The sequence below is a fragment of the Serratia sp. JKS000199 genome (assembly GCF_900215455.1).
GTDB lineage: Bacteria > Pseudomonadota > Gammaproteobacteria > Enterobacterales > Enterobacteriaceae > Serratia > Serratia ureilytica.
Window position 1 is genome coordinate 161,104 of sequence record NZ_LT907843.1, and the last position, 25,480, is coordinate 186,583.

26 protein-coding genes and 1 tRNA gene are annotated in these 25,480 nt (G+C 61.0%); 16 read left to right on the top strand and 11 right to left on the bottom strand.

Annotated elements, in window-relative coordinates; all coding sequences use genetic code 11:
• Positions 1 to 3: 3 nt before the first annotated feature.
• The gene (locus tag CPH57_RS00785; protein ID WP_046688268.1) at positions 4 to 1,179 is read left to right on the top strand and encodes an MFS transporter; all 1,176 of its coding nucleotides are present in this window, start codon (positions 4 to 6) and stop codon (positions 1,177 to 1,179) included.
• A gap of 262 nt (positions 1,180 to 1,441) precedes the next feature.
• Positions 1,442 to 2,215, top strand: coding sequence for an endonuclease/exonuclease/phosphatase family protein (locus tag CPH57_RS00790; protein ID WP_033634121.1), 774 nt, complete (start codon positions 1,442 to 1,444; stop codon positions 2,213 to 2,215).
• 52 nt (positions 2,216 to 2,267) lie between these two features.
• Here CPH57_RS00790 and mltD read toward each other — a convergent pair whose 3' ends face one another.
• On the bottom strand, positions 2,268 to 3,650 hold the full coding sequence (gene mltD, locus CPH57_RS00795; RefSeq protein ID WP_033650995.1) for a murein transglycosylase D: 1,383 nt from the start codon (positions 3,648 to 3,650) through the stop codon (positions 2,268 to 2,270).
• Between the two features lie 71 nt (positions 3,651 to 3,721).
• Entirely contained in the window at positions 3,722 to 4,477 is a 756-nt protein-coding gene (gene gloB / locus CPH57_RS00800) for a hydroxyacylglutathione hydrolase (RefSeq protein WP_096241908.1), read from the bottom strand.
• 44 nt (positions 4,478 to 4,521) lie between these two features.
• On the opposite strand from gloB, the gene CPH57_RS00805 reads away from it, so the two are divergent.
• Entirely contained in the window at positions 4,522 to 5,241 is a 720-nt protein-coding gene (locus CPH57_RS00805) for a class I SAM-dependent methyltransferase (RefSeq protein WP_060659928.1), read from the top strand.
• Here the strand turns inward: CPH57_RS00805 and rnhA are convergent.
• Entirely contained in the window at positions 5,238 to 5,705 is a 468-nt protein-coding gene (gene rnhA / locus CPH57_RS00810; RefSeq protein WP_033641944.1) for a ribonuclease HI, read from the bottom strand. The two genes, CPH57_RS00805 and rnhA, sit on opposite strands and share 4 nt — an antisense overlap.
• A gap of 72 nt (positions 5,706 to 5,777) precedes the next feature.
• Between rnhA and dnaQ the strand changes: the two genes are divergently transcribed.
• Together dnaQ and CPH57_RS00820 are read left to right on the top strand one after the other, a co-directional pair.
• The gene (gene dnaQ / locus CPH57_RS00815) at positions 5,778 to 6,521 is read left to right on the top strand and encodes a DNA polymerase III subunit epsilon (RefSeq protein WP_033641945.1); all 744 of its coding nucleotides are present in this window, start codon (positions 5,778 to 5,780) and stop codon (positions 6,519 to 6,521) included.
• A 144-nt stretch (positions 6,522 to 6,665) separates the two neighbouring features.
• Positions 6,666 to 6,742, top strand: a tRNA-Asp gene (locus CPH57_RS00820).
• Positions 6,743 to 6,847: 105 nt separating this feature from the next.
• On the opposite strand, the gene CPH57_RS00825 is transcribed toward CPH57_RS00820, so the two are convergent.
• Positions 6,848 to 9,088 (bottom strand): TonB-dependent siderophore receptor, encoded by a 2,241-nt coding sequence (locus tag CPH57_RS00825; RefSeq protein ID WP_046688270.1) that lies wholly within the window; start codon positions 9,086 to 9,088, stop codon positions 6,848 to 6,850.
• A 229-nt stretch (positions 9,089 to 9,317) separates the two neighbouring features.
• Between CPH57_RS00825 and CPH57_RS00830 the strand changes: the two genes are divergently transcribed.
• Complete coding sequence (locus CPH57_RS00830) at positions 9,318 to 10,196, top strand: siderophore-interacting protein (protein WP_046688271.1); 879 nt, start codon at positions 9,318 to 9,320, stop codon at positions 10,194 to 10,196.
• A gap of 48 nt (positions 10,197 to 10,244) precedes the next feature.
• On the opposite strand, the gene hpxZ is transcribed toward CPH57_RS00830, so the two are convergent.
• From hpxZ to CPH57_RS00850, 4 genes are read right to left on the bottom strand one after another with little or no spacing between them, the layout of a single operon-like run.
• Positions 10,245 to 10,634 carry an oxalurate catabolism protein HpxZ gene (hpxZ, locus tag CPH57_RS00835; RefSeq protein ID WP_033641948.1) on the bottom strand — a complete coding sequence of 130 codons (390 nt, stop codon included), beginning with the start codon at positions 10,632 to 10,634 and terminating at the stop codon, positions 10,245 to 10,247.
• A gap of 3 nt (positions 10,635 to 10,637) precedes the next feature.
• Positions 10,638 to 12,032: an AtzE family amidohydrolase gene (locus CPH57_RS00840; protein ID WP_096241909.1), complete on the bottom strand. Its 1,395-nt coding sequence runs from the start codon at positions 12,030 to 12,032 to the stop codon at positions 10,638 to 10,640.
• Entirely contained in the window at positions 12,029 to 12,220 is a 192-nt protein-coding gene (gene hpxX, locus CPH57_RS00845) for an oxalurate catabolism protein HpxX (RefSeq protein ID WP_033641950.1), read from the bottom strand. The genes CPH57_RS00840 and hpxX overlap by 4 nt, the downstream gene beginning before the upstream one ends.
• 24 nt (positions 12,221 to 12,244) lie before the next feature.
• Positions 12,245 to 13,831, bottom strand: a complete 1,587-nt coding sequence (locus CPH57_RS00850; protein ID WP_096241910.1) for a gamma-glutamyltransferase family protein — start codon at positions 13,829 to 13,831, stop codon at positions 12,245 to 12,247.
• Between the two features lie 142 nt (positions 13,832 to 13,973).
• Between CPH57_RS00850 and CPH57_RS00855 the strand changes: the two genes are divergently transcribed.
• The 7 genes from CPH57_RS00855 to hpxK all read left to right on the top strand — a co-directional run bounded on the left by CPH57_RS00855 (position 13,974) and on the right by hpxK (position 20,411).
• Complete coding sequence (locus tag CPH57_RS00855) at positions 13,974 to 14,813, top strand: MurR/RpiR family transcriptional regulator (RefSeq protein ID WP_033651179.1); 840 nt, start codon at positions 13,974 to 13,976, stop codon at positions 14,811 to 14,813.
• Between the two features lie 216 nt (positions 14,814 to 15,029).
• Positions 15,030 to 15,821 (top strand): transporter substrate-binding domain-containing protein, encoded by a 792-nt coding sequence (locus CPH57_RS00860; RefSeq protein WP_033641952.1) that lies wholly within the window; start codon positions 15,030 to 15,032, stop codon positions 15,819 to 15,821.
• Between the two features lie 12 nt (positions 15,822 to 15,833).
• Complete coding sequence (locus CPH57_RS00865; protein WP_033634112.1) at positions 15,834 to 16,499, top strand: amino acid ABC transporter permease; 666 nt, start codon at positions 15,834 to 15,836, stop codon at positions 16,497 to 16,499.
• Entirely contained in the window at positions 16,499 to 17,155 is a 657-nt protein-coding gene (locus CPH57_RS00870; protein ID WP_033641953.1) for an amino acid ABC transporter permease, read from the top strand. The genes CPH57_RS00865 and CPH57_RS00870 overlap by 1 nt, the downstream gene beginning before the upstream one ends.
• Entirely contained in the window at positions 17,136 to 17,879 is a 744-nt protein-coding gene (locus CPH57_RS00875; protein WP_033641954.1) for an amino acid ABC transporter ATP-binding protein, read from the top strand. Before CPH57_RS00870 ends, CPH57_RS00875 begins: the two co-directional genes overlap by 20 nt.
• A gap of 46 nt (positions 17,880 to 17,925) precedes the next feature.
• The gene (locus CPH57_RS00880) at positions 17,926 to 19,170 is read left to right on the top strand and encodes an alanine--glyoxylate aminotransferase family protein (protein WP_033641955.1); all 1,245 of its coding nucleotides are present in this window, start codon (positions 17,926 to 17,928) and stop codon (positions 19,168 to 19,170) included.
• A complete protein-coding gene (gene hpxK / locus CPH57_RS00885; protein WP_096241911.1) occupies positions 19,167 to 20,411 on the top strand; it encodes an allantoate amidohydrolase in 1,245 nt (414 codons plus the stop codon). The genes CPH57_RS00880 and hpxK overlap by 4 nt, the downstream gene beginning before the upstream one ends.
• On the opposite strand, the gene CPH57_RS00890 is transcribed toward hpxK, so the two are convergent.
• Positions 20,412 to 21,185, bottom strand: a complete 774-nt coding sequence (locus CPH57_RS00890; protein WP_033641957.1) for an amidohydrolase — start codon at positions 21,183 to 21,185, stop codon at positions 20,412 to 20,414. It abuts the gene before it with no gap.
• Complete coding sequence (locus tag CPH57_RS00895) at positions 21,173 to 22,333, bottom strand: pyridoxal phosphate-dependent aminotransferase (RefSeq protein WP_096241912.1); 1,161 nt, start codon at positions 22,331 to 22,333, stop codon at positions 21,173 to 21,175. The genes CPH57_RS00890 and CPH57_RS00895 overlap by 13 nt, the downstream gene beginning before the upstream one ends.
• 164 nt (positions 22,334 to 22,497) lie before the next feature.
• On the opposite strand from CPH57_RS00895, the gene CPH57_RS00900 reads away from it, so the two are divergent.
• Genes CPH57_RS00900 through CPH57_RS00910 form a run of 3 tightly spaced genes read left to right on the top strand, consistent with a single transcriptional unit; the run spans position 22,498 to position 24,337 of the window.
• Positions 22,498 to 23,112, top strand: a complete 615-nt coding sequence (locus CPH57_RS00900) for a methylthioribulose 1-phosphate dehydratase (protein ID WP_096241913.1) — start codon at positions 22,498 to 22,500, stop codon at positions 23,110 to 23,112.
• Positions 23,109 to 23,798 carry an acireductone synthase gene (gene mtnC / locus CPH57_RS00905; RefSeq protein ID WP_033641960.1) on the top strand — a complete coding sequence of 230 codons (690 nt, stop codon included), beginning with the start codon at positions 23,109 to 23,111 and terminating at the stop codon, positions 23,796 to 23,798. Before CPH57_RS00900 ends, mtnC begins: the two co-directional genes overlap by 4 nt.
• Positions 23,795 to 24,337 (top strand): acireductone dioxygenase, encoded by a 543-nt coding sequence (locus CPH57_RS00910; protein WP_033641961.1) that lies wholly within the window; start codon positions 23,795 to 23,797, stop codon positions 24,335 to 24,337. Before mtnC ends, CPH57_RS00910 begins: the two co-directional genes overlap by 4 nt.
• Positions 24,338 to 24,354: 17 nt before the next feature.
• Here the strand turns inward: CPH57_RS00910 and mtnA are convergent, their stop codons facing one another.
• The gene (mtnA, locus tag CPH57_RS00915; protein WP_060659920.1) at positions 24,355 to 25,383 is read right to left on the bottom strand and encodes an S-methyl-5-thioribose-1-phosphate isomerase; all 1,029 of its coding nucleotides are present in this window, start codon (positions 25,381 to 25,383) and stop codon (positions 24,355 to 24,357) included.
• Positions 25,384 to 25,480 lie beyond the last annotated feature (97 nt).

The window sequence follows — 25,480 nt, forward strand, 5'->3', positions numbered from 1 at the left end:
AAAATGCCACTCGCATTACTTGCCTTAACCATCAGCGCTTTTGCTATCGGCACGACCGAGTTCGTGATAGTCGGGTTGATCCCGACTATCGCGGAGCAGCTTGGGGTGACCGTACCGTCCGCTGGATTGCTGGTGACTATCTATGCCCTCGGCGTGGCCATTGGTGCGCCGGTGCTGACGGCCCTGACCAGCCGCATACCTCGCAAACTGCTGCTGGTTGGCCTGATGGTGCTGTTCACTCTCGGCAACCTGCTGGCCTGGCAGTCACCCAGCTATGAATCGCTGGTAGTGGCTCGGTTGTTGACCGGCCTGGCTCACGGCGTGTTCTTCTCTATCGGCTCCACTATCGCCACTAGCCTGGTGGCGAAAGAGAAGGCGGCCTCCGCCATCGCCATCATGTTTGGTGGCCTGACGGTGGCGTTGGTGACCGGCGTACCGCTGGGGACGTTCATCGGCCAGCAGTTTGGCTGGCGTGAGACCTTCCTGGCCGTTTCTCTGATTGGCGCTGTCGCCACGCTGGCCAGCGTTATTCTGGTACCGAGCAATATCAAGAACCAGGGCAGCGCCGGCGTGCGGGAACAGCTGAAAGTGCTGACTCATCCTCGTCTGCTGCTGATTTACGCGATTACCGCATTGGGATACGGCGGGGTCTTCACGACCTTTACCTTCCTTGCGCCGATGATGCAGGAACTGGCCGGCTTCTCTGCTCCGACCGTGAGCTGGATACTATTGGCTTATGGCGTCGCGGTGGCGGTGGGTAACATCTGGGGAGGCAAGCTGGCCGATCGTCATGGGGCCGTGCGTGCGCTGAGCTTTATCTTTGCCGCGCTGGCCATTTTGTTGCTGGTGTTCCAGTTTACCGCCAGCCACAGTATTGCCGCGTTGCTGACGGTGATTGTGATGGGCGTGTTCGCTTTCGGCAACGTGCCGGGGCTGCAGGTGTATGTGGTGCAGAAAGCCGCGCAATACACGCCAAATGCGGTGGATGTGGCGTCCGGTCTCAACATCGCGGCGTTCAACATCGGCATTGCGCTCGGCTCGGTGATTGGCGGCCAGACCGTTGCCTCACTGGGGCTGGCGCAGACCCCCTGGATTGGCGCGTTGATCGTGGTGGTTGCATTGTTACTGGTTAGCTTCAGCGGTCGCCTGGATAAAAAGTCTCAGCTGCAAACGGCTTAATACGTAAAACTCTTGCTGCCTGGCCCGCATTTTGCGGGCCTTTTCGCATTTTTCACCTATTACCCCTCACCTTTACACAGCTATACCGTCAGAAGATTGAAATCGCTGCAGGCGGCCCCTATAACTGAAAAGGTGATGCCCGCAAAAGCCATGCCCTCTATGCAGGGTAGGCGTATAATCAATTCATCGTTGGCGAGTGTTCATCGCCAGTTTTCATGTTAATGGGTAATAGGCGAATCGCGTGCCGAAACGAACTTATGCAATGAGGTATGTTGCAGGTCAGCCAGTTGAGCGAATCTTTCCTGGTGCCGTTAACCAGCCGTTGCCGCCAGGGGCGGCGCTGCCGACGACCGGCGCCCTGCGCGTCATGGTATGGAATATTTTCAAACAGCAGCGAGCCGACTGGCTTTCGGTGCTGAAAAACCATGGTAAAGACGCGCAGCTGGTATTGTTGCAAGAGGCGCAAACCACGCCAGAGTTGGTGAGCTACGCTACCGCCAACTATCTGGCGGCCGATCAGGTGCCGGCTTTTGTGCTGCCGCAGCACCCTTCCGGCGTGATGACGCTGGCTGCCGCTCATCCTGTTTACTGTTGCCCGCTGCGCGAGCGAGAGCCGCTGCTGCGGCTTTCCAAGTCGGCCTTGATCACCGTTTATCCGCTGTACAATGGCGAGCTGTTGATGGTGGTGAACATCCATGCGGTGAACTTTAGCCTGGGTGTCGACGTCTACAGCAAGCAGTTGGGGCCGATAGGCGAACAGATCGCCAGTCACCGGGGGCCGGTGATTATGGCGGGGGATTTCAACGCCTGGAGCCGCAAGCGCATTAATGCGCTGTATGACTTTGCCGGAGAGATGGCGCTGCGCGAGGTGAGTTTCACCGACGACCATCGCCGCAAGGCCTTCGGTCGTCCACTGGATTTCGTATTTTACCGCAATCTGGGAGTGGTGGAGGCGTCGGTGCTGGTGACCAGCGCATCGGATCACAACCCGCTGTTGGTGGAGTTTCATCCGGAGAAAGACTCGCCGGTATGGTGAATCGCAGCTAATAAAAAAGCACCCCGAAGGGTGCTTTTTTTGTGCCGAACATTTAAGTATCCGGCGTCATCTTGTTGCCGACAAACAGGGTCAGCTTCAGACCTGGCTGCAGGTTGCCTTTGGCGAGCGTTGAATTCCAACGCATCACGTCGTTAATATCGACGCCGTGACGACGTGCGATACTGGCGAGCGAATCACCTTTACGAACCTGGTAGGTGATACTGCTGTTACTGCCAGTATTGCTGGCCACTTGCAGGGTTTGCCCAACTTTTAAGGCGCTCTTGGCGCGTAAGTTGTTCCAACTCTGCAAATCGCTGGTCTTAACGTTCAGCCGCTTGGCTATGGCCGATAAGGTGTCGCCGGAGCGAACTTTATACGAACTGCCACCGGACAAACCGCTGTTCTTCGCCAACTGCGTCGTTGGCTGAGTCACGGCGATCTGGCCATCGGCCAGCGAGTCTTTCAGCTGATCGGCATGCCCTTTGGGAACCATGATGTAATGGGGCCCGTTGGGTGCCGTAACGCCTTTTTTGTAGCCTGGGTTATACGCTTTCATCTTGGTGACTGAAAGCCCAGCCATCTCAGCCGCCTGAGTCAGCTGGATCTGCTGCCCGACATCGATACGAGCCAGCGCACGGGTTTCATCCGTTTTCGGGAGTTTCACGCCGTACTTCTTGCTGTTCTTGATGATGTCGCTCAGCGCCAGCATTTTCGGGACATAGATTGACGTTTCACGCGGAAGCGACAATGCCCAGAAATTGGTTGGCTTACCCTGGCGTTTGTTTGCCTTCACCGCTTGCATCACGCGGCCTTCACCACTGTTATAGGCGGCTACGGTCAGTAACCAGTCGCCGTTAAACATGCGGTTCAAGCGCTGCATCATGTTAAGCGCAGCGGTTGTCGAGGCGACGACATCGCGTCGACCGTCATACCACTGATTGTTTTTCAAACCATAATTGCGACCCGTTTGCGGCACGATTTGCCATAGCCCTGCGGCGTTGGCACTTGACGTGGCGTGTGGGTCAAAAGCGCTCTCCACTATGGGTAGCAGTACCAGTTCCATCGGCATATTACGTTTCTTAATCTGCCCGACTATCCAGTACATGTACGGCTCTGCCCGTAATGTTACATCGTGGAGATAGCTCTTACTTTTTAAGTACTTTCTTTTCTGATCACGGATCCGGGAATTTTCCGGAACCTCCATCTTCAGCTCGTCGCTAATGAAGTTCCACAGGTCCTGTTGCGCGGCGGGACTGTTGTTATCCAACCACCGCGCCGAGCTCGCTCGGCCATTTCCTGTGTACTCTCCTGCTTCACCATCTTGACCAGCCGAAGACAAACTCTGTGCATGCTGTTCTGGCGCCGGTGCGTCCTGCCTGGACGACTGGCAACCCACTAGCAAGACCGAGGCGAGAAATATCGCTTTAGCCTTCATGTGTGTGTCAATGTAGTTGCTTAAAAGACGAGCAATAATACTTTGCTTCGCCAAATAACACAACTAAAAGCTTAGAAGTTATCTTTCCGCAGGCGTAATTCAGAAAAAACTGAATGAAGGCTTTCCGGTGGTGAATTAAAGCCTAATTTCTTTTGTAAATCAGTGTCATGGCAACGTAAAAACAGGTTAATTTTGCGCTCTAATTGCAACGTGGTCGGCACGCTAGCTTGGCCTTTTGCCCTTAACGCTTCAACATGTTGTTGATATGTTTCAATCTCTCGATCTTCCGGCAAAATAGCCCGCGCAAACTTAAGATTTGAAAGAGTATATTCATGCGCGCAGCAAATTAAGGTGTTATCGGGAAGTTGCGCGAGTTGTTGAAATGAGTCGTACATTTGTTTTGCGGTGCCTTCAAACAGCCTGCCGCAGCCGGCGGAGAAAATGGTGTCGCCGCAGAACAGATAAGGGGCACTATAGAATGCCACATGGCCCAGCGTATGGCCGGGAACGGCGATAGTCCTGTACTGGCGGCCATCGATATCAAAGGTATCGCCGTCATGGACGATGTGGTTGGCGCCTTTGCCTGCGGTTTCCTGCGGCCCGTAGACCGCCAGGCCCGGGTATTGTGCGACAATCTGCGCCACGCCACCGACGTGATCGTGGTGGTGGTGGGTCAGCAGGATCGCCGACGGCGCCAGCTGCAGGCGCTGCAGCGCCTCGAGCACCGGCCGCGCTTCACCCGGATCGACGATAATGCAGCGCCCCTGCCGGTCATCCAATAACCAAATGTAATTGTCCTGGAAGGCGGGAATGCTGATAAGATTCATGGTGTACCTCTCGTTGGCAACGGCTTGAAAGAAGATAATAAATCATGAAACCAGCCCATACTCTACAAAAGCTCACCGGCCCGCAGTCCTGGGCTGAGCTGCCGTGGGGGGAGTACTATCGTGAAGCGCTCGAGCGGCAGTTGCAACCCTGGTGGCCCAAGCTGTTCGGTTTCCATCTGCTGAAGATGGGCATGCTCAGCGCCGAGCTGGCCACGGATAAATGCGCAATCTCCCACCAGGTCAACGTAGGGCTGGAGGGGGAAGGGCTGCAGGTGATCGCCGACGCCTATCAACTGCCGTTCGCCGCCAAATCGGTGGATGCCTGCCTGTTGGCGCATACGCTGTCCTACGCGGACGATCCGCATCGGATGCTGCGTGAGGTGGATAGGGTGTTGATCGACGATGGCTGGCTGGTTGTCAGCAGCTTCAATCCGTTCAGCCTGCTGGGATTGGGCAAACTGGTGCCCGGATTGCGCCATCGTCAGCCCTATGTCAGCCGCATGTTTACCCAGATGCGGTTGTTGGATTGGCTCAGCCTGCTGAATTACGAGGTGTTGCACCAGGCGCGTTTTCACGTGCTGCCGTGGCAGCGCAAGGGCGGCAAGTTTTTATGCACCCATTTGCCGGCGCTGGGCTGCATGAGCGTGATTGTGGCGCGCAAGCGCACCTTGCCGCTGACGCCCACGCCGATGAAACTGGGGGCGAGAAAGCCGTCTCTCAGCCGCGCGGTGGGCGCGACCAAGAGTTATCGCAAGCTGCCTTAGGCTTCCGGTTGGTAGCCGACGTCATCCTGCGTCGGTTTACCCGCCGCCTCGCGCGCCAGCTCGTCGCAGCGTTCGTTCTCCGGATGGCCGGCGTGGCCCTTGACCCACTCCCATTTAACGGTGTGGCGCTGAATGGCCTGATCCAGCCGCTGCCACAGATCGACATTCTTGACCGGTTTTTTGTCGGCGGTTTTCCAACCGCGTTTCTTCCAGTTATGGATCCAGCTGGTAATGCCCTGGCGCACGTACTGGCTGTCGGTGCTGAGCGTCACGGCGCAAGGCACCGTCAGCGCTTCCAGCGCCACGATCGCCGCCATCATTTCCATGCGGTTATTGGTGGTCAGACGAAATCCTTCGCTGAAGGTTTTTTCCGTCTGCTTATAGCGCAGTATCGCGCCGTAGCCACCGGGGCCAGGGTTGCCAAGGCAGGAGCCGTCGGTGAAAATTTCTACCTGTTTGAGCATCTCTGGTAGACTCTTCCTATCAGTTTTATAAAAGCCAAGTCTGACATAAACGAGCGCTGTGAGCACTGCAATATGATCTCTACAACCACCAGACAGATTGTCCTCGATACCGAAACCACCGGTATGAACAAGCTTGGGGTGCACTACGAAGGGCACCGCATCATCGAAATCGGTGCGGTGGAAGTGATTAACCGCCGCCTGACCGGGCGCAACTTCCACGTATACATCAAGCCGGATCGGCTGGTGGATCCGGAAGCGTACGGCGTACACGGCATCAGCGACGACTTCCTGGCCGACAAACCGACCTTCGATCAGGTTGCCGACGAATTCCTCGACTTTATCCGCGGCGGCGAGCTGGTGATCCATAACGCGGCGTTCGATATCGGCTTTATGGATCACGAATTCCGCATGCTGCAGCAGGGGATCCCGAAGACCGAGACCTTCTGCACCATCACCGACAGCCTGATGATGGCGCGCCGCCTGTTCCCGGGCAAGCGCAACAACCTCGATGCCTTGTGCAGCCGCTATGAGATAGACAACAGCAAGCGTACGCTGCACGGCGCATTGCTCGATGCCGAGATCCTGGCGGAAGTCTATCTGGCGATGACCGGCGGTCAGACGTCGATAGCGTTCCAAATGGAAGGCGACACCCAGCAAAACGATGCCGCGCAAGAAATACAGCGTATCGTCCGCCCGGCTACGGCGATGAAAGTGGTCTACGCCAGCGACGAAGAAATAAAGGCGCACGAGGCGCGTCTGGATCTGGTGGCGAAGAAGGGCGGCAGCTGCCTGTGGCGCGGGGCGCCGGCGGAATAACGGCGTTTTTGCACGAAAAAAACGCACTGGGCAACCCTTCGTTGAAAAACTGTGCAAACGGTTCATTTGCGGAGAAAAAGGCGTTGACGGAACCGAGAGGCGTCCGTAATATGCGCCTCGTTCCCCCGCAAGAGGGAATGGCGCGGAGCGGTAGTTCAGTTGGTTAGAATACCTGCCTGTCACGCAGGGGGTCGCGGGTTCGAGCCCCGTCCGTTCCGCCACTATTCAGAAGCCCTGAGTTAGCGATAACTCAGGGCTTCGTCGTTTCCGCTCTCGGCAAAACGGTGCGGCCCAGGGAACGGGGCCGGCAGACCGGCCCCTTATCCTCAGAACAACACCGAGTAATTCAAACCGAAGGTGCGTCCGCGGCCTTTATAGCTGTACAGCTCAGGTGAGCCGTAGGTCGGGCTGTACAGGATCGGCGCGCGTTGGCCCCAAACGGTGGTGTACTCCTTATCCAACAGGTTTTCCACGCTGAAGCTGATTTTCCCCACCGGCAGGGCATAGCTGCCGAGGAAATCGAGGGTGTTGTAGCCATCTATTTTGCGGCCTTGGGTGGAGTTGGCCTTGGTATAATCGCCGTCGTCCGACACGTCGAAGGTTTGCTGCGACTGCAAGCGCAGATTCCAGTCGCCCGGCGCCCAGCCGACGTAAGCGGTGACTTTCGATGGGCTGGCGGTATCGACCACCAGCTTCTTCCATTCGCCGTTGACCTTGGTTTCAGAACGAATGAAGTTGAAGTTGGTGCCGGCGCTCCAGTCGCTGTCTTCGAAGAAGTAGTCCACCGCACCTTCCAGCCCATATATGCGCCGCTTGTCCGCATTGACGTTAATGGTCATGTCGGTTTTGTTGATGGCGATGCTCTTGTCGGACAACGAGTAGTAGGCGGCGATTTGCGTGCGCAGGTTATCGCCGGTATAGCGCCAGCCCAGCTCGTAGGCGTTGACTTTGATGCCTTCCAGCTTGGAATCGCCGACGTTGACGCTCTTCAGCAACTGGTAATGTCCGCCGTTCAACGCGTAGGTGCCGTTGCCGTAATACTTGCCCGGATCCGGGATCTCGAAGCCCTGAGAGAAGTTGAACCAGGTTTGCTGACGCTCGGTCAAGTGCGCCAACAGACCGGCGTTGAACAGCGCATTGTTGTAGTCGGTTTTCCCTCCCGGGATGGCGTCGGCGGAGGCGGCGACGCCGGTGGCGATCGCCTGCTGCTGGTTATAGCCGACGAAGTCGTCGATCTTGTTTTCGGTGTACTGGTAACGCACGCCGCCGCTCAGGGTGAAGATGGGATTGATGTCGTAACTGGCCTGCAGGAACGACGCCAGGTTGCTGGTGGTATAGCTCGGGTAGCGGCCGGTGCCGTAAGCGTTCTCCAGCGTCATGCCGCCGGACTGTTGGGCCTTCGCCAGGTTGAAGAACTGCTGGTTGGCGTTGAAGCTTTCATGCTCGGCGTCGATGCCGTAAGTCAGCGTCAGCGCGTCGACAGGTTTGCTGTTTAACGTCAGTTTGCCGCCGTAAAAATCGGTTTTTTGCTGCGAAGCGCCAATGCTGCTGACGTAATAGTTCGGCGCTTTGCCCGCCAGCGTTGGGAAGGGGTAGAAGGTCAACGTTTCGTCGCGGTAGTAGACCTGCGCCACCAGATCCTGGCCGAGGAAATCGGTGTTGGAATATTGCAGGTTGATCAGGTGGCGCTCGGTGCCGGGGATGCGATCGGAGTTTAAGTTACCGCTGTTGTACGCCTTGGCGTTGCCGGTCACCGCCGCGAAGTTTTCCCCCAGAAACAGGCCGTGATCGCCGTCGGACTGGCTTTTGTAGTATTGGGTGGTCAGCTGCAGCTGTTGATGATCGTCGATGTTGAGGGTGCCGGTGCCCATCACATCGAGGCGATTGGAATACTGCAGGCCGGTTTGAGTATTGTCGATCAGCACCTCGTTGCCTTTGCCGTCGTACCAGCCGCCGTAACGCTGGTAAGAAACGGACAGTCGCCCCGAGGCGTTGTCGTTGCCGCCGCTGACCGCCGCCGCCACGTTCTCGTCGTGATCGTTATGGCCGCCGAAGCCGGTTTTGCCGCCGACCTGCAATTCGACCTGCTGCTCTTTCTGTCCTTTCTTGGTCACGATATTGATCAGGCCGCCGGTGCTGCCGCCGCCGTACAGTGCGGTCGCGCCGGAAATCACCTCAATATGGTCGATATTGAACGGGTCGATCGAATCCAACTGGCGGCTGTCGCTGCGCGACGAGTTCAGGCGTACGCCGTCGATCATCACCATCATCGAACGGCCGCGCATATTCATGCCATAGTTGGTGCGGCCCTGGCCGCTGACGTCCATGCCGGGGATCAGCTGAGCCAACATGTCCTTGATCTCTTTGCCGCCCTGGACCTGCTGTTCGATCTCCTGACTTTCGATCACCCATGTCGTCTGCGCCATTTCCGCCGCGCTGCGGTGCGAACGGCTGGCGGAGACGACCACCTGCTCTTCGCTGCCGTTTTTCTGATCTTCTGCCCAGGCCGCCGGCGCAAGCAACGCCAGCAGACATGGGTTTAATACCCAAAGAGGTTTGCGTTTCATCGTTATTTCCCAGGTGATATTGTCGTTACGTTGTTTTTTGAGAATGCTTCTTTTATCAATAACGTTTCTTGTTATCAATAAAATCATGATATGATTTTTTGCTATGCATTAACGTAATTAATTAGTTTTATTAACATTTATCCGCTGCGCGATCGCGCGGCCACGCCGCCAACACGGCAGCCGATCGGTCATACGTAAAAGCGACAGCCGTTGCCGGAGAGTCGAGAACATGTCCGCCAGCTACAGAATTTTTGATATCACCCTGAAAAGCAAAACGCTGATTTCGCCCTCGCTGCTGCGCTGCGTGTTTGAAGGTGCGGATGTTCATCGCATGAAGCTGGAAGCGCCTGACCAGCGCATCAAACTGCTGTTCCCGGCGGCGGACGGCAAGATCACGCCGTTGGCCAACGGCCCGGACTGGTACGGCGATTACATGGCGCTCCCCAAAGAACAGCGTCCGGTAATGCGCACCTATACGCTGCGTGCGCTGCGCCGCGAGCAGAATCAGATGGACGTCGAGTTCGTGCTGCATGGCGTGAACGGCCCGGCTTCAGCCTGGGCGACCCATGCCGAACCCGGAGACACGATTCAAACGGTCGCCCCCAACGGTGACTTCGACGGCGACAGCGGCGGTTACGAATGGGCGCCGCCGGCGCAGTTGCAACAGGCGTTGCTGATCGCCGATGAGACGGCGGTGCCGGCGGCGATGGCGATTCTGGAACAGCTGGCGCAGCAGGCCAATCCGCCGCGGGTGCAGGCGTTTTTCGAGGTGCCGGTGGCGGCGGATTGCCTGGATTTGGCGCATTTCCCGTTCGCCGACGTTTATTGGCTGCCGCGTGACGTCGGCCGCCAGCTGGTGCACGGCACGCTGCTGGTGGAAGCGGTGCGCCAGCGGGTGGATATCCCCGCATCGGCCTGTGCGCAAGCGCAGTCCCTGGCGGAAAGCAGCCTGAGCGATGAGGTGTTGTGGGAGCGGGCGGCCGGAAGCAACGCTTTCTATGCCTGGGTGGCGGCCGAATCTTCCGCGGTGAAAACGCTGCGGCGTTACCTGATTGGCGAACGCGATCTGGATCGCTCCACCGTCAACTTCATGGCCTATTGGTGCTGAGTCGGCCGCCGCCGTGCGCCTCCATCATGGGCTCTACCGCCTGGAGGCCTAAGGCGCGTCGAGCAGGCTGACGTGCGCCGCTACGATGCGCCAGCCACAGGGCAGCTTGACCCAGGTTTGCATTTGCCGCCCCCTGCGGTTGCTGCCCGGCCGATGAAATTCCGTGCTGGCCACCGCCATATCTTCACCAAAAGTCGTGATTTGGGTGTTTTCCAACAGCCGCTCCAGTCCGTTGGCCGGGCGCCGTTGACGAAAATCGCGGATTTCGTCGATACCGTAGAGGCTTTCGGTGGCGCCATAGCGCACCGTGCGCGCGTCGTGCCAGAACAACTCGTCCAGCACATCGATGTCATTGCTGATTAACGCCTGCTCATAGCGGTAAAAGGCGGCGTTGACCTCCGCCAGCACCGCCGGCCGATCGATATGTTCACTGTTCATTGATTACTCCTGTTTGCAGACGCAAGTGGCGATGCCGGCGCATTCCAGCGCATAGGCGGCGCGCAGCGCCAAATCTTCGCGCCACGGCGGGGCGATCAGTTGCAGGCCGATCGGCAGACCGGATGCGCTTTTCAAAGGAACCGTCACGACCGGCAGGCCAAGGAAGGAAATCGGCTGCGTCAGCATGCCCATACTGGCGCGGATCGGCAGATCGACGCCGTTGATGCGCATCGTTTCCTGGCCGATCGGCGTGGCGCTGCACGGCGTCGCCGGGGCGATCAAAATGTCCCAGTGCTTGAACAGCGGCGCGGCTTGCCGGCGAAACGCGTGACGAAAGCGTTGTGCCTGCAAATACCAGGTGGCGGGGAGCATGGCGCCGGCCAGCAGTCGTTCTCGCGACAGTGGCTCGAAGCGTTCGGGTTGGCTGCGCAACTGCGGCAGATAGCGATGGCCGCCCTCTGAGGCGCTGAGGATAAAGGCCGCCGAACGGGCCAGCTCGGCCTGCGGCAGCTCGACTTCGGCGCTGGCTGCCAGCGCTTGCGCCACCTGGTTGACTGCGGCTTTGGCGTCATCATTGCACCATTGCAGGAAATAGCCGCCTAACACGGCGCAGCGCAGGTTCTGGCTGCCCTGTGCCAGCAACGCTTCGGTGCGGGAAATCGGCCGATCGCTCTGGAACGGATCCTCGGCGTCGATGCTCTGCATCGCGTCATACACCGTCGCGAGATCGTGCACCCGGCGGGCGAATGGGCCGATGTGATCCAGGCTGTCGACAAACGGCTGGCTGCCGCTGCGCGAAAGACGGCCGAAGGTCGGTTTCAGACCATAAATGCCGCACAGCGAGGCGGGCACGCGTATTGAGCCATTGGTGTCGCTGCCGAGCGAAAAGGTCACCAGGCCGGCCGCCACCGCTGCGGCCGAGCCGCCCGAAGAGCCGCCGGCGATGCGCCCGAGGTCATGCGGGTTTCGGGTGGCGCCGTAATGGCTGTTCTCGGTGGTGAAACCGTAGGCGTAGGCGTCCATGTTCAACATGCCGCAAAGCAACGCGCCTTGATCCGCCAGCCGGGAGACGCCCCAGGCGTCGCGGTCGGCCGGTGGCCGATCGCTGAACAGGCGGGCACCGGCCAGCGTGGTTTCTCCGGCGACGTCGAACAGATTTTTTACCGCATAGGGAATGCCGGCCAAAGCGGGCAGCGTTTGCCCAAGCGCGCGCGAACGGTCGAGGCGATCGGCTTCTTTTTGCATGCGTTCCCGGGTGATGTGCGTAAAGGCGTTCAGCGCGGGATTCTGACGGTCGATGTGATCGAGCGTATGCCGGACGATCTCGCGCGCCGAGAGCGCGCCGCGTTCAAGGGCCGTACGGATCTCGGCGAGTGACAGGGCGCTTAAGGGGTTCATGGGCGATATACCCCCGCGATTTCCTGGCGCGGATCCAGCGGTAAGGCCATCAGCGGTTCGGCCAGCGCGGCGATGCGTTCGATCTGTTTCAACAGTTCTCGGCGGCGGACATCGTCCAGTTCCACGGCCAGCACGTTTTCCATCTGGTGGATATAGGCCGCCCAATCGGCGGCGTGTTGATTGTTCATAAGCGATCCCGATAAATAAGAGAGTCAGAAGCCGGCGGCGCTGCCGTTGCTTCGCGGATCGAAAGCGCCTTCGAACATGCCGTTGGTGTGGCGTACGATGGCGCCGGCATGGCCGACCGTTTCGCTGAACGCCGGCAGCAGTTCAACGGCATGGCCGCGCTGTCGCAGATAGTCGAGGGTTGCCGCGTTAAAGCGCCCCTCAAGCTTCAACGAGTCCGAACTTTCGCCCCAGGTTCGCCCCAGCAGCCAGCGCGGCGCGCTGATCGCCTGCTGCAGCGGCAGCCCTTGCACCACATGCCGCACGAACAACGCCGCTTGAGTCTGCGGCTGGCCGTCACCGCCCATCGAGCCGTAGATCAGCGTGCGTCCGTCATACAGCCGGGCGGCGGCCGGGTTCAGCGTATGGAACGGCTGCTTGCCCGGCGCCAGCGCCAGCAGATGATCGGCGTCCAGGCTGAAAGAGGCGCCGCGGTTTTGCCACAGGACGCCGCTGTGGGGCAGAACCACGCCGCTGCCGAATTCGTGGTAGATGCTCTGAATGAAGGAGACCGCCAGCCCGCTGCTGTCCATCACCCCCATCCAGACCGTATCGCCGGGTCCTTTGCCCTGGCCCCAGTCGGCCGCTTTTTGGCCGTCGATGCGCCCGGCCAGCCTATCCAAATGGTCGGCCGCCAGCAGCGCCTGCGGATCCTGCGTCATGTGGCGCGGATCGGTGATGAAACGGTCGCGCAGATCGAACGCCAGCTTGGTGGCCTCGACCACGGCGTGCACCACGGCGCCTTCGCTCTGTCCGACCAGCGGCAGACGGTCGGTCAGCCCGAGGATGGCAAGCGACACCAGCCCTTGGGTCGGGGGAGCCAGATTGAATATTTCACCTTTTTGGTGTTCCAGGCGCAGCGGAGGACGGCGGCATGGCCGATAACTCGCCAGATCATGAGCGGTGAGCGGCATGCCCAACATCGCCATGTCCGCCGCCATGCTTTCAGCCAGCGGCCCGCGATAAAAACTGTCGAGCCCGTCCTCACTCAGTGCGATCAGCGTATCGGCCAGCTGCGGTTGGCAGAATCGTTGGCCGGCAAGCGGGATCTTTCCCTGCGGCAGGTAAATGCGGGCGAAGGGGGCGAACTCCTCCAGCTCGTGGCGTTTGCTGCGCGTCGCCGCCTCTTGGGAGGCGGTGACCGGAATGCCGTCGGCGGCGTAGCGTATGGCGTCGGCGAGCAACCGCGACAGCGGCAGCGGCGTTTCGCCCAGTTCGGCCGAATAGGCCAACGCCTCCTGCCAGCCGCCGACGGTGCCGGCCACGGTCAACGCCGCTTTTGGGCCGCGCTGCGGGATGCGGCTTTCTCCGGCGTACAGCGCCGGCGTCGCCAGCGAGCCGGCGGCGCCGCTGGCGTCGATGGTCAGCGGCTCGCCCTGCGGCGGCACGATCAGCCAGAAACCGTCACCGCCGATGCCGTTCATGTGCGGATAGACCACGGCGATGGTCGCGGCGGCGGCCACCATCGCCTCAATGGCGTTGCCGCCTTCGCGCAGCACCGCCAGCGCGCTTTCGCTGGCGAGATGGTGTGGCGTGACCGCCATGCCCTGTGGCGCGGTATTGCTGTTAATCATGTTTCTGCCCTTGTCTGAGGTGAGCGTTTGGGTAACAGAAGCAAGAGGCGTTCCACTTTTAATCAGGACGATTAATTGCTTGTCAGAGAGGGGCCGGGGCGTGCTATGTTCCGGTGAAACAAAAGTTACAGCGAGAGTGATGATGCAGCCCTTCGATGAACGCCTGCGCAACGAATATCCGCAATTGGCGCCGCAGGAACAGCGCGTCGCCGACTTTATCCTCGATCATTTCGATGACCTGATCAGTTACAACAGCGCCGAGCTGGCGCGCTTGAGCGGGGTTTCTAAAGCCACGGTCAGCAGGCTGTTCAAGCGGTTGGGGTATCGCAGCTACAAGGACATGCGCGCTGAGCTGCGCACCCTGCGCCAGAGCGGCATGCCGGTGACCGACGAGAGGCATGCGGTGCAGGGCAATACGCTGCTGGCGCGGCATTACAAGCAGGAAATGGCTAACCTCTCGCACTGGGTGAGCCATCTCGATGTGGAGCAATTCGGCGCGGTGATCGCCGCGCTGGCGCGGGCGCGGCGGGTCGCGCTGCTGGGGTTTCGCAACAGCTATCCGATAGCCATGCATCTGCGTCAGCAGCTGATGCAGGTGCGGGAGCGGGTGCTGCTGATGCCGCAGCCCGGCCAGACACTGGCGGAGGAGCTGGTCGAGCTCGCGCCGCAGGATATGGCGGTGGTGGTGGCGTTTCGGCGCCGGCCGCGTCAGCTCAAGGCGATACTGACACAGCTGCAAACTCGCCGGGTGCCGACGCTGTTGATCTGCGAACCGCAGGCGCAGTCGCTGATCCCGCTGGCGGACTGGCATTTGGCCGCTTCGCTGGACAGCGTCTCCGCCTTCGACAGCTATTCAGCCGCCATGAGCTTATGTAACCTGCTCAGCAACGCCCTGCTGCATGAGATGTTAGAGCAGGGGCGATCGCGTATTCATCATATTGCCGGTCTGTATCAGGATTTGGACGAACTGGAACCGCGCTAACCGGCGCTTTTTTGGTGCTTATGCGCATTTTTGGTGCAGCTCTGGCCTGCCTGCCTTCCCTTTCTCCGTCGCCGGCCCGCTGAGGCCGGCAGGTTTTTTCTCGTTAATCAGCGCCAGTTAAGGCATGGGTTCGACGTATTTTCGATTGGCACATTAGTTGCAGCGTTTGTGGTGTAAGAATCTTTTGTTTCATCTTTTCACCATCGGGGATACGCTATGAACATCAAAAAAACGCTGTGGACGGTTTTCACTGGGATCGCCTTGCTGGCGCAGGCCGCGCCGACCATGGCGGATCAATTGCAAGAGATCCGGCAGCGCGGCGTCCTGCGCGTGGCGGTGCCGCAGGATTTCCCGCCATTCGGCTCGGTGGGCACCGATCTGCAGCCCCAGGGTTATGACATCGATATGGCGCGTTATCTGGCCGATAAGATGAAACTTAAGTTGCAGTTGGTGCCGGTCACCAGCGCCAACCGGGTGCCTTATCTGCAGACCAATAAAGTGGATCTGGTGATCTCCAGCCTGGGCAAAAATCCGGAGCGTGAAAAGACCATCGCCTTCAGCCGCGCCTATGCGCCGTTCTTCCTGGGGGTCTTTGGTCCTAAAGACGGCGCGTTGGCGGACATGGCGCAGCTCGATGGCAAGACCGTCGGCGTCACGCGCGGTGCGGTGGAGGATATGGTTCTGAGCGACGGCGCGCCTAAAGGGGCGCAGATCAAGCGTTATGAGGATAACAACACGACGCTGTCGGCCTATCTCTCCGGGCAGGTGCAGTACATCGCCACCGGTAACATGGTGGTGAGCGCCCTGGCGCGCCAGAATCCGGGCAAGGCGCCGGCCGCCAAGTTCATGTTGAAAGATTCGCCGTGCTTCGTGGGGTTGCGCCAGGGAGAACCGGCCTTGAAAGCGGCGGTGGATGCGCTGATTGGACAGGCGCTGGCGGACAAGACGCTGAATGGCCTGTCGGAGAAATGGTTGAAGGCGCCGCTGCCCGATGGTTTTGGCGCATAACGGGAGCGGCGGATGACCTATCAGCTGAATTTCTCCGCGCTCTGGCCCTACATGCCTGAGCTGTTGGCGGGGTTACTGACGACGATGGCGCTGACGGCGCTGGCGACGTTGATGGGGGTTGCGCTGGGCATTTGCGGCGCGGCGATCCGCAGCGGCCGGGCCGGCGCGCTGAGCCGCCTTTGGGGCGTTTACGTCGAAGTGGTGCGCAACACGCCGTTCGTCGTGCAGTTGTTCTTCATCGTGTTCGGCCTGCCGAGCCTGGGCTGGAAACTGACGGCCGGGCAGGCGGCGCTGCTGGCGATGGTGATCAACCTTGGCGCCTACAGCACCGAAATTATTCGTGCCGGCATTCAGGTCACGCCGAAGGGGCAGTGGGAAGCGGGGCGCGTGTTGGGGCTCAGCCGCAGCCAGACCTTTTTACGCATCGTACTGCCGCCGTCGCTGCAGCGTATTTATCCGGCGTTGGTGAGCCAGTGCATCATCGTGATGCTGGGATCCTCGGTGGTGTCGCAGGTCTCATTCGAAGAGCTGACCTTCGCCGCCAACCTGATCCAGTCGCGCACCTTCCTCAGCTTTGAAGTCTATCTGGTGACGGCGCTGCTTTATCTGTTGTTGTCGCTGTTGATGCGTCAACTGTTACTGGCCGCCGGGCGGCGTTTTTTAGGGAGCCGGAACTGATGCTGACGTTTACCGATTGGGACATCGTGCGCAATCTGCTGTTGGCGGCTCGCTGGACGCTGCTGCTGTCGTTGACGGCGTTCTTCGGCGGCACGCTGGTGGCGCTGCCGCTGGTGTTGATGCGCCTGAGCAAGCGCCGCTGGGCAATGCGTTTTGTCCGCGTTTACGCTGAACTGTTTCAGGGCACGCCGCTGCTGATGCAGCTGTTTTTGGCGTTTTTCGGTCTGGCGCTGTTCGGCGTCGACGTCAGCCCATGGACCGCGGCCGCACTGGCGCTGACGCTATTCACCAGCGCTTTTCTGGTGGATATCTGGTCCGGCAGCATCGCCGCTTTGCCGAAAGGTCAGTGGGAGGCAGCCCGTTGTCTCGGGCTGAGTTTCACGCAGACGCTGATGCGCGTCATCACGCCGCAGGCGGTGCGTATCGCCATTGCGCCGACCGTCGGTTTCTCGGTTCAGGTGATCAAGGGCACCGCCTTGGCGTCGATCATTGGCTTCGTCGAGCTGACCAAGGCCGGCACCATGCTGAACAATGTGACTTATCAGCCCTTCAAGGTGTTTGGTCTGGTCGCATTGGGCTATTTCCTGATGTGCTATCCCTTGTCGCGTTACAGCCATTATCTGGAGAAGAAATGCCATGCCGATCATCACCATTAATCAGGTTCAAAAATATTACGGTCAGAATCATGTGTTGAAGGGCGTGGATCTGGATATCGACATGGGGCAGGTGGTGTCGATCATCGGCCGCAGCGGGTCTGGTAAAAGCACGCTATTGCGCTGCATCAACGGGCTGGAGGGGTATCAGGAAGGGAGCATCAAACTGGGCGGCATGACCATCACCGATCGCGATTCGCAGGCGCGTGAAATCAGCCGCTCGATTGGCATGGTGTTTCAGAACTTCAACCTGTTCCCGCATATGACGGCGCTGGAAAACGTGATGCTGGCGCCGCGCCGGGTGCTGAAAAAAAGTGCTGCCGAGTGCCGCGAGTTGGCCGAACAGATGCTGAACAAGGTGGGGTTGGGTGAGCGCATGCATTACGCGCCGGCCAACCTTTCCGGCGGGCAACAGCAGCGGGTGGCGATCGCCCGGGCGCTGGCGATGAAACCGAAGGTGTTGCTGTGCGATGAGATCACCTCGGCGCTGGATCCCGAGCTGGTGGGTGAAGTCCTGAAGGTGCTGGAACAGTTGGCGCGAGAGGGCATGACGCTGATTCTGGTCACTCATGAAATGAGCTTCGCCCGCGAGGTGGGCGACCGGGTGGTATTTATGCACCAGGGCAAGGTGTGGGAGCAGGGAAATAGCCGCACGCTGTTCGCCAATCCGCAAACGCAGGAATTGAAACAGTTTATCGCTTCTGTGCGCGGGTTGTCAGAAGCCTGATTTCGGCAAATAAAATGACAAGTTATTAAGCTGGTAAGGAAATAACATGCTAACTACTCCGCAGTTCGAACAGATTAACCCGCCGGCGCGCCTGTTGATGGGGCCGGGGCCGATCAACGCCGATCCGCGCGTGCTGCGTGCCATGTCGAGCCAACTGATCGGCCAGTACGATCCGGCAATGACCGGTTACATGAATCAGGTCATGGCGCTGTATCGCGCGCTGTTCCGCACCGAAAACCGCTGGACGATGCTGGTGGACGGCACCTCGCGCGCCGGCATCGAGGCGCTGCTGGTTTCTGCCATTCGTCCGGGCGATAAGGTGCTGGTGCCGGTATTCGGCCGCTTCGGACATCTGCTGTGCGAAATTGCCCGCCGTTGTCGCGCCGAGGTACACACGATAGACGCGCCGTGGGGCGAGGTGTTCAGCGCCGATCGCATCGAAGACGCGATTAAGCGGGTGCGCCCGCGCCTGCTGCTGACGGTGCAGGGCGATACGTCCACCACCATGCTGCAGCCGCTGCATGAGCTGGGCGATATCTGCCGCCGCCACGGCGTGCTGTTCTATACCGATGCGACGGCGTCTTTTGGCGGGAACCCGCTGGAGACCGACGCCTGGGGGCTGGATGCGGTCTCCGCCGGGCTGCAGAAGTGCCTGGGCGGCCCTTCCGGCAGTTCGCCGGTCACCCTCAGCCCGCAGTTTGAAGAGATCGTGCGCCGTCGCAAATGCGTGGAGGAGGGGATCCGCACCGCCGAACATGCCGACGGCGACGACGAGATGATCTACTCCAACTATTTCGACCTCGGCATGATCATGGATTATTGGGGGCCGGAACGCCTGAATCACCATACCGAAGCCACCAGCATGTTGTTCGCGGCGCGAGAATGCGCGCGGGTGATCCTCGAGGAAGGGCTGGATCAGGCCATTGCCCGCCACCGGCTGCACGGCGCGGCGATGCTGGCGGGCATCCAAGGCATGGGGCTGGCGGTGTTCGGCGATCTCGAGCACCGCATGAATAACGTGCTCGGCGTGATGATCCCGCCGCAGGTGCACGGCGAGCAGGTGCGGCAGATGATGCTGAACGATTTCGCTATCGAAATCGGCACCTCGTTCGGCCCGCTGCAGGGCAAGATCTGGCGCATCGGCACCATGGGCTACAACGCGCGCAAAGATTGCGTGCTGCAAACGCTGGCGGCGCTGGAGGCGGTGTTGAACCGGTTGGGCTTCGCCACGCAACAGGGGGAGGCCCTCCAGGCGGCCTGGAACCTGTACGATGCAGGACGGCCAGAATGACGCCGCAGGAGGCGCAGCAGGCCGCCGCGCGGGTGATGGCGCGCTGTGACGAGCTGGCGGCGATCAGCGCGGAGCCCGGTAAACTGACGCGTCTTTATCTGTCTGCGGAACATCGGCGCGCCAACGTTCTGGTGGGCGAATGGATGCGCGAGAGCGGCATGCGGGTGTGGCAAGACAGCGTCGGCAATATCTGTGGCCGTTATGAAGGGCTAACGCCCGGCGCCCCCGCGCTGCTGCTCGGTTCGCATCTGGACACGGTGCGCAACGCCGGGCGCTATGACGGCATGCTCGGCGTGCTCACGGCGCTGGAAACGGTGGCGCAATACCACCGCCAGGGGCGCCGTTTGCCGCTGGCGCTGGAGGTGATCGGCTTTGCCGACGAAGAGGGCGCTCGCTTTGGCGTGACGTTGCTGGGTAGCCGCGGCTTGACCGGCCAATGGCCGCAGGAATGGCTGGCGCAGACTGACGCGGACGGGGTGAGCATCGCGCAGGCCATGCGCGACTTCGGGCTGGAGCCGACGGCGATCGCGCAGGCGCGCCGCGCGCCGCAGGAAATCCGCGCTTATCTGGAATTGCATATCGAACAGGGCCCATGTCTGGAGGTGGCCGACCTGGCGCTGGGGGTGGTGACGGCGATCAACGGCGCGCGTCGGCTTAACTGCGTCTTTAGCGGGGAGGCGGGCCATGCCGGTACGGTGCCGATGGGGCAGCGCACAGACGCGCTGGCGGCCGCGGCGGAATGGATAACGGCGGTTGAAACGTTGACCCTCGCCGCCGATCCGCATCTGGTGGCCACCGTCGGCTGCATCGAGAGCCTGCCGGGCGCGGCCAACGTGATCCCGGGCGAAGTGCGATTGACGCTCGACGTGCGCGGCCCGCAGGATGCGCCGCTGGCGGCGCTGTTGGCGACGTTGCTGGCGCAGGCGCAGACGATCTGCGCACGCCGCGGAGCGCGCTTCGCCAGCGAGGAGTTTTACCGCATTGACGCCACCGCCTGCGATAGCGATCTGCAGCGCCGCTGGCAGGCGGCCGTCGAGCAGGTACAGGGGCAGAGTCTGGCGCTGCCGAGCGGCGCTGGTCATGACGCCATCGCCGTGGCGGCGCAATGGCCGGTCGGCATGCTGTTCGTGCGTTGCGCCGGCGGCGTCAGCCATCATCCGGCTGAAGCGGTGCGGCAGGCTGACGTAGCGCTGGCGATCCAGGCCTATTGCCTGACGATCGCCGACTGGGATCGCGTTTAATCAGTCAAGACGCAGAAAGCTGTCGGCATCGCGCCAGGCCGGGAAGGCGCTGCGGTAACTCTGCAGGGTTTCCAGCGACAGCTCGGCGTCCAGCCGCGCGGCTGCGCCGGGCTCGGCATCCGCCAGGATCTCGCCCTGCGGGCTGATGATCAGGCTGTCTCCGCTGTAGTTCAGGCCGTTCGGATCATCGCCCACCCGGTTGCAGCCCGCCACATACACCTGATTTTCAATCGCCCGCGCCGCCAGCAGCGTTTGCCAATGGCGGCTGCGCGGCGCCGGCCAGTTGGCGACGTACAGCGCCAGATCGTAATCCTGCTGATAGCGCGCCCAGACCGGGAAACGCAGGTCGTAGCAGATCTGCGGCAGAATGCGCCAGCCGCGCCACTCGACGATTTCGCGCCGGTTGCCGGCCTGATAGTGCAGGTGTTCGCCGGCCATGCGGAACAGATGGCGTTTATCATAGGCATGCACCTGGCCGCCCGGCTCCACCAGCAGGAAGCGATTGACCGCGCCTTCGGCGGTTTTCAGCGCCACGCTGCCGCCGATCAACGCGTGGCTTTTCACCGCCCAGCCGTGCAGCCAGTCGATCACCTGCTGTTCGGGCAGGGCGCTCTCGCCGGCATCCATGGCAAAACCGGTGGTGAACATTTCCGGCAAGACGATGAGATCGCGCCCGACGATCGGCGCCAGCAACGCGTCGAAGGCGGCCAGGTTAGCGAGGCCGTCGCGCCAGACCAGAGGTTGCTGCAACAGGGTAATTTTTAAAGTCGACATAACCGCTCCGCAGCCGCATCCAGCGTGGCGTCCTGTTTAGCGAAGCACAGCCGGATCAATTTATGGGGGAAAGGATCGGCACAGAAGACCGACAGCGGAATGGCCGCCACGCCCACGTGCTCGGTTAACCAATGGCAGAACGCCACATCGTCCAGATCGGAGATGGCGCTGTAGTCCGCCAGCAAGAAGTATGTACCGGCGCAGGGTAAAATTTCCAGTCGGCTGCTCGCCAGCGCTTGCACGAAGCGGTCGCGCTTGGCGCGGTAGAATGCCGGCAGCTGTCGCCAGTGCTCCGGCTCGGCGCGCAGGCTATCCGCCAGCGCCAGCTGCGCCGGGGTGTTGACCGAGAAGGTCAGGTATTGATGCACCTTGCGCACCTCGGCGCTCAGCGCGGCGGGCGCCACGCAGTAACCCACTTTCCAGCCGGTCATGTGGAAGGTTTTACCGAAGGAGGACACCGCGATCGCCCGTTGGCGCAACTGCGGGTGGGCCAATGCGCTGGCGTGCCCGCCTTTGGCGAAGCAGATGTGTTCGTAGACTTCGTCGCTGAGCACGTAGATCTCGCGTTCGGCGATGGCGTGCCACAGCTGCTGCATGTCTTCCGCCTGCCAGGCGGTGGCGGACGGGTTGTGCGGCGTATTGACGATCACCAGACGGGTGCGCGGAGACAGCGCGGCGGCGAACCGTTGCCAATCCACGGCAAATGCGGGCGGCTGCAGGGCGAGGCGTTTGAGTACGCCGCCGGCCAGCGTCACCGCCGGCGCGTAGCTGTCGTAGCTCGGATCGAAACAGACCACCTCATCGCCGGGGCGCACCAGCGCGGTGATGGCGGCGAACAGCGCTTCGGTGGCACCGGCGGTGACGGTCACTTCGCTGCCGGCATCCGGCTGCCAGCCATACAGCTCGGCGGTTTTGTCGGCGATGGCTTCGCGCAGCGCCGCCACGCCGGTCATTGGCGCATATTGGTTGGCGCCCTGGGCGACGTGCCAGGCCAGGCGTGCTTTCAGATAGTCCGGCCCGTCAAAATCAGGGAAGCCCTGCGACAGGTTGATCGCCTGATGCTGCTGCGCCAGCGCGCTCATTTGGGTGAAGATGGTGGTGCCCAGGGCAGGCAGTTTACTGTCGGGAATCAATGCGGAAGTGCTCATAGCAGGTGAATACTCCAGGCGCTTATATTGCCGTCAATATAACACGATGCTAGTATTTGGCAATCAAGACGCTTAGATGGCTAAATGCGAAAAAGTGCTTAGCCTGTCGCGCAGCCGGCTAAGCCTCACCTGCTGACCGCTATACCGAACGGGAAACGATAACAATGACGGAGAATCCGCAACTTAACGCATTACTGGCGGCCTGCCACTGGATTGGCGACAAAGGCTGGTGTCCGGCGACCGGCGGCAACATGTCGCTGCGCCTCGACGAACGCCAGTGCCTGGTCACCGAGTCCGGCAAAGACAAAGGCAGCCTGAGCGCCGCCGATTTTCTGCGGGTGGATATCGCTGACAATCACGTGCCGAGCGGCCGTACGTCGTCGGCGGAAACCGGGCTGCATACGCTGCTCTATCGCTTGTACCCGCACCTTGGCGCGGTGTTGCATACCCATTCCGTCAACGCCACCGTGTTGTCGCGGGTGGAACGCGGCGATGCGTTGGTGCTGCAGGGGTACGAAATGCAAAAGTCGCTCGCCGGTCAGCGCAGCCACCTGGACTGCGTGGCGATCCCTATTTTCGATAACGATCAGGACATTCCCCGGCTGGCGTCGCGCGTCGCGGCCTATGCCGAGGTCACGCCGCTGCAGTACGGTTTTCTGGTGCGCGGCCACGGTCTCTATTGCTGGGGAAGCCAGGTGGCGGAAGCCCGCCGCCATCTCGAAGGGCTGGAATTCCTGTTCCAGTGTGAACTGCAACGTCGCTTGCTGGAGGCGAAATGATCCGCGCTATCGTGACCGATATTGAAGGCACCACCAGCGATATTCGCTTCGTGCATCAGGTGCTGTTTCCCTATGCCCGCGAGCGGCTGGCGGATTTTGTACGCCGTCACGCCACGGAGAGCGAAGTCGCCGCGCCGTTGGCGGCGCTGCGCGCTGAAATTGACCAGCCGCAGGCGGATCTCGATACGCTGATCGCCGCGCTGTATCGCTTTATGGATGAAGATCGCAAATCCACCGCGCTCAAGGCGCTGCAGGGCATCATCTGGCGCAGCGGCTATCGCGAGGGCGACTTCCGCGGACATCTTTATCCGGAGGTCGCCGGGCAGTTGGCTGCCTGGCAGCGCCAGGGGCTGAAGCTTTACGTTTATTCCTCCGGTTCGGTGGAGGCGCAGAAGCTGCTGTTCGGCCACAGCGACGCCGGCGATCTGCAGCCGCTGTTCAGCGGCTATTTCGACACCCGCGTCGGCGCCAAGCGTGAAACCGCGTCGTACCGCAACATCGCGCAGGCTATCGGCATCGCGCCCGACGAACTGCTGTTCCTGTCCGATATTCACCAGGAGCTGGACGCCGCGCAGGCCGCCGGCTGGCATACCTGCCAGCTGATCCGCGATGAGGCGGACGCACAGAGCCGGCATCCGCAGGTCAGCCGTTTTGATCACATCGATTTAGGGGAGTTTGTCTCATGAGTGGATTGACCATTTTCAGTGATACAGCACCGCAGCAGCCGCTGTGGCAGAGCCGCGACGCGCAGGAAATCCAGCGCCAGCTGGCGCAGATCGGCGTGCGCTTTGAGCGTTGGCAGGCGGATCGCGAGTTGGGCGACAACCCGCAGCCGGAGGCGGTGATCGCCGCCTATCAGCATGAGATCGACCGGCTGGTGGCGGAAAAGGGCTACCAGAGTTGGGACGTGATCAGCATGCGGCCGGACCACGAGCAGCGTCAGGCGCTGCGCGAAAAATTCCTGTCCGAACACACGCACGGCGAGGATGAAGTGCGCTTTTTCGTTGAAGGGGCGGGGTTGTTTTGCCTGCATCTGGACGGCAAGATCTTCCAGATCCTGTGCGAAAAGAACGATCTGATCTCAGTGCCGGCCAACACCCGTCACTGGTTCGATATGGGCTCGGCGCCGCACTTTACCGCGATCCGGGTATTTGACAACCCGGAAGGCTGGGTGGCGCATTTCACCGGCGACACGATCGCCGATGCCTATCCGCGCCTGGACTGATCGTCAACCGGCGGGCGTTAACCCAGCGCCCGCTGGAAAATCCCCGCTTCAACCTGCTGCGGCGTGATCACGCCGCTGTCGAACACCCACCCGCTGATAAGCTTGGCCGGCGTGACGTCGAACGCCGGATTGCAGACCGGCGCATCGGCCGGCGCCCACTGGCAGGCGCCGAAGCTGCCTGAAACGCCGGTGACTTCGGCCGCCGCGCGTTGCTCGATCGGGATGGCGGCGCCGTCCGGACAGTGCGGATCGTGGGTGGTATGCGGGGCAGCCACGTAGAATGGAATGCCATGGTAGTGCGCCAGCACCGCCAGGCTGTAGGTGCCAATCTTGTTGGCGACGTCGCCGTTGGCGGCGATGCGATCCGCGCCGACCCACACCGCATCGACCTGGCCCTGCGCCATCAGGCTGGCGGCCATCGAATCGCAGATCAGACGATAGGGAATGCCCAGCTCGCCCAGTTCCCAGGCGGTCAGACGGCCGCCCTGCAGCAGCGGCCGGGTTTCATCAACCCATACCTGTTGCACTTTGCCCTGCTGGTGGGCGCGCAGCAGCACGCCGATGGCGGTGCCGACGCCGGCGGTGGCCAACCCGCCGGTATTGCAGTGGGTCAGCAGGCGGCTGCCGGGCTTGACCAGCCCAGCGCCGTGATCGGCGATGCGATCGCACAGCCGGCGATCTTCCTCCACCAGCCGCAGCGCTTCGTTCACCACCGCCGGCGCCCAGTCCGGCTCCGCCAGCGCCAGCTTCATGCGATCCAGATTGTTCATCAGGTTAACCGCCGTCGGGCGGGCGGCGCGCAGCGTGTGCAGCGCCTGTTCCAGCTCGGCGCGCGGCACACCGCGTTCCGCCAGCAGCGCCAACAGCAGGCTGGCGGACAGCCCGATCAGCGGCGCGCCGCGCACCCGCAGGCTGTGAATGTGCCCGACCAACTCCTCCACGCTGTCGCAGGCGCGCCACCGCTTTTCCTGCGGCAGGGCTTGCTGATCGAGGATCCAAAGGCGGTTGTCCCGCAGGGTCAAACTGGTGGTGTTAAGCGCTTGCATCGGCGGTTAATTCCTTGTTGCGAGGTTATTGCATCTGAAACGCTATTCTGCCAACATGACTTCCGGATGTATAGACGTCCAAATGCTTTTACGTCTA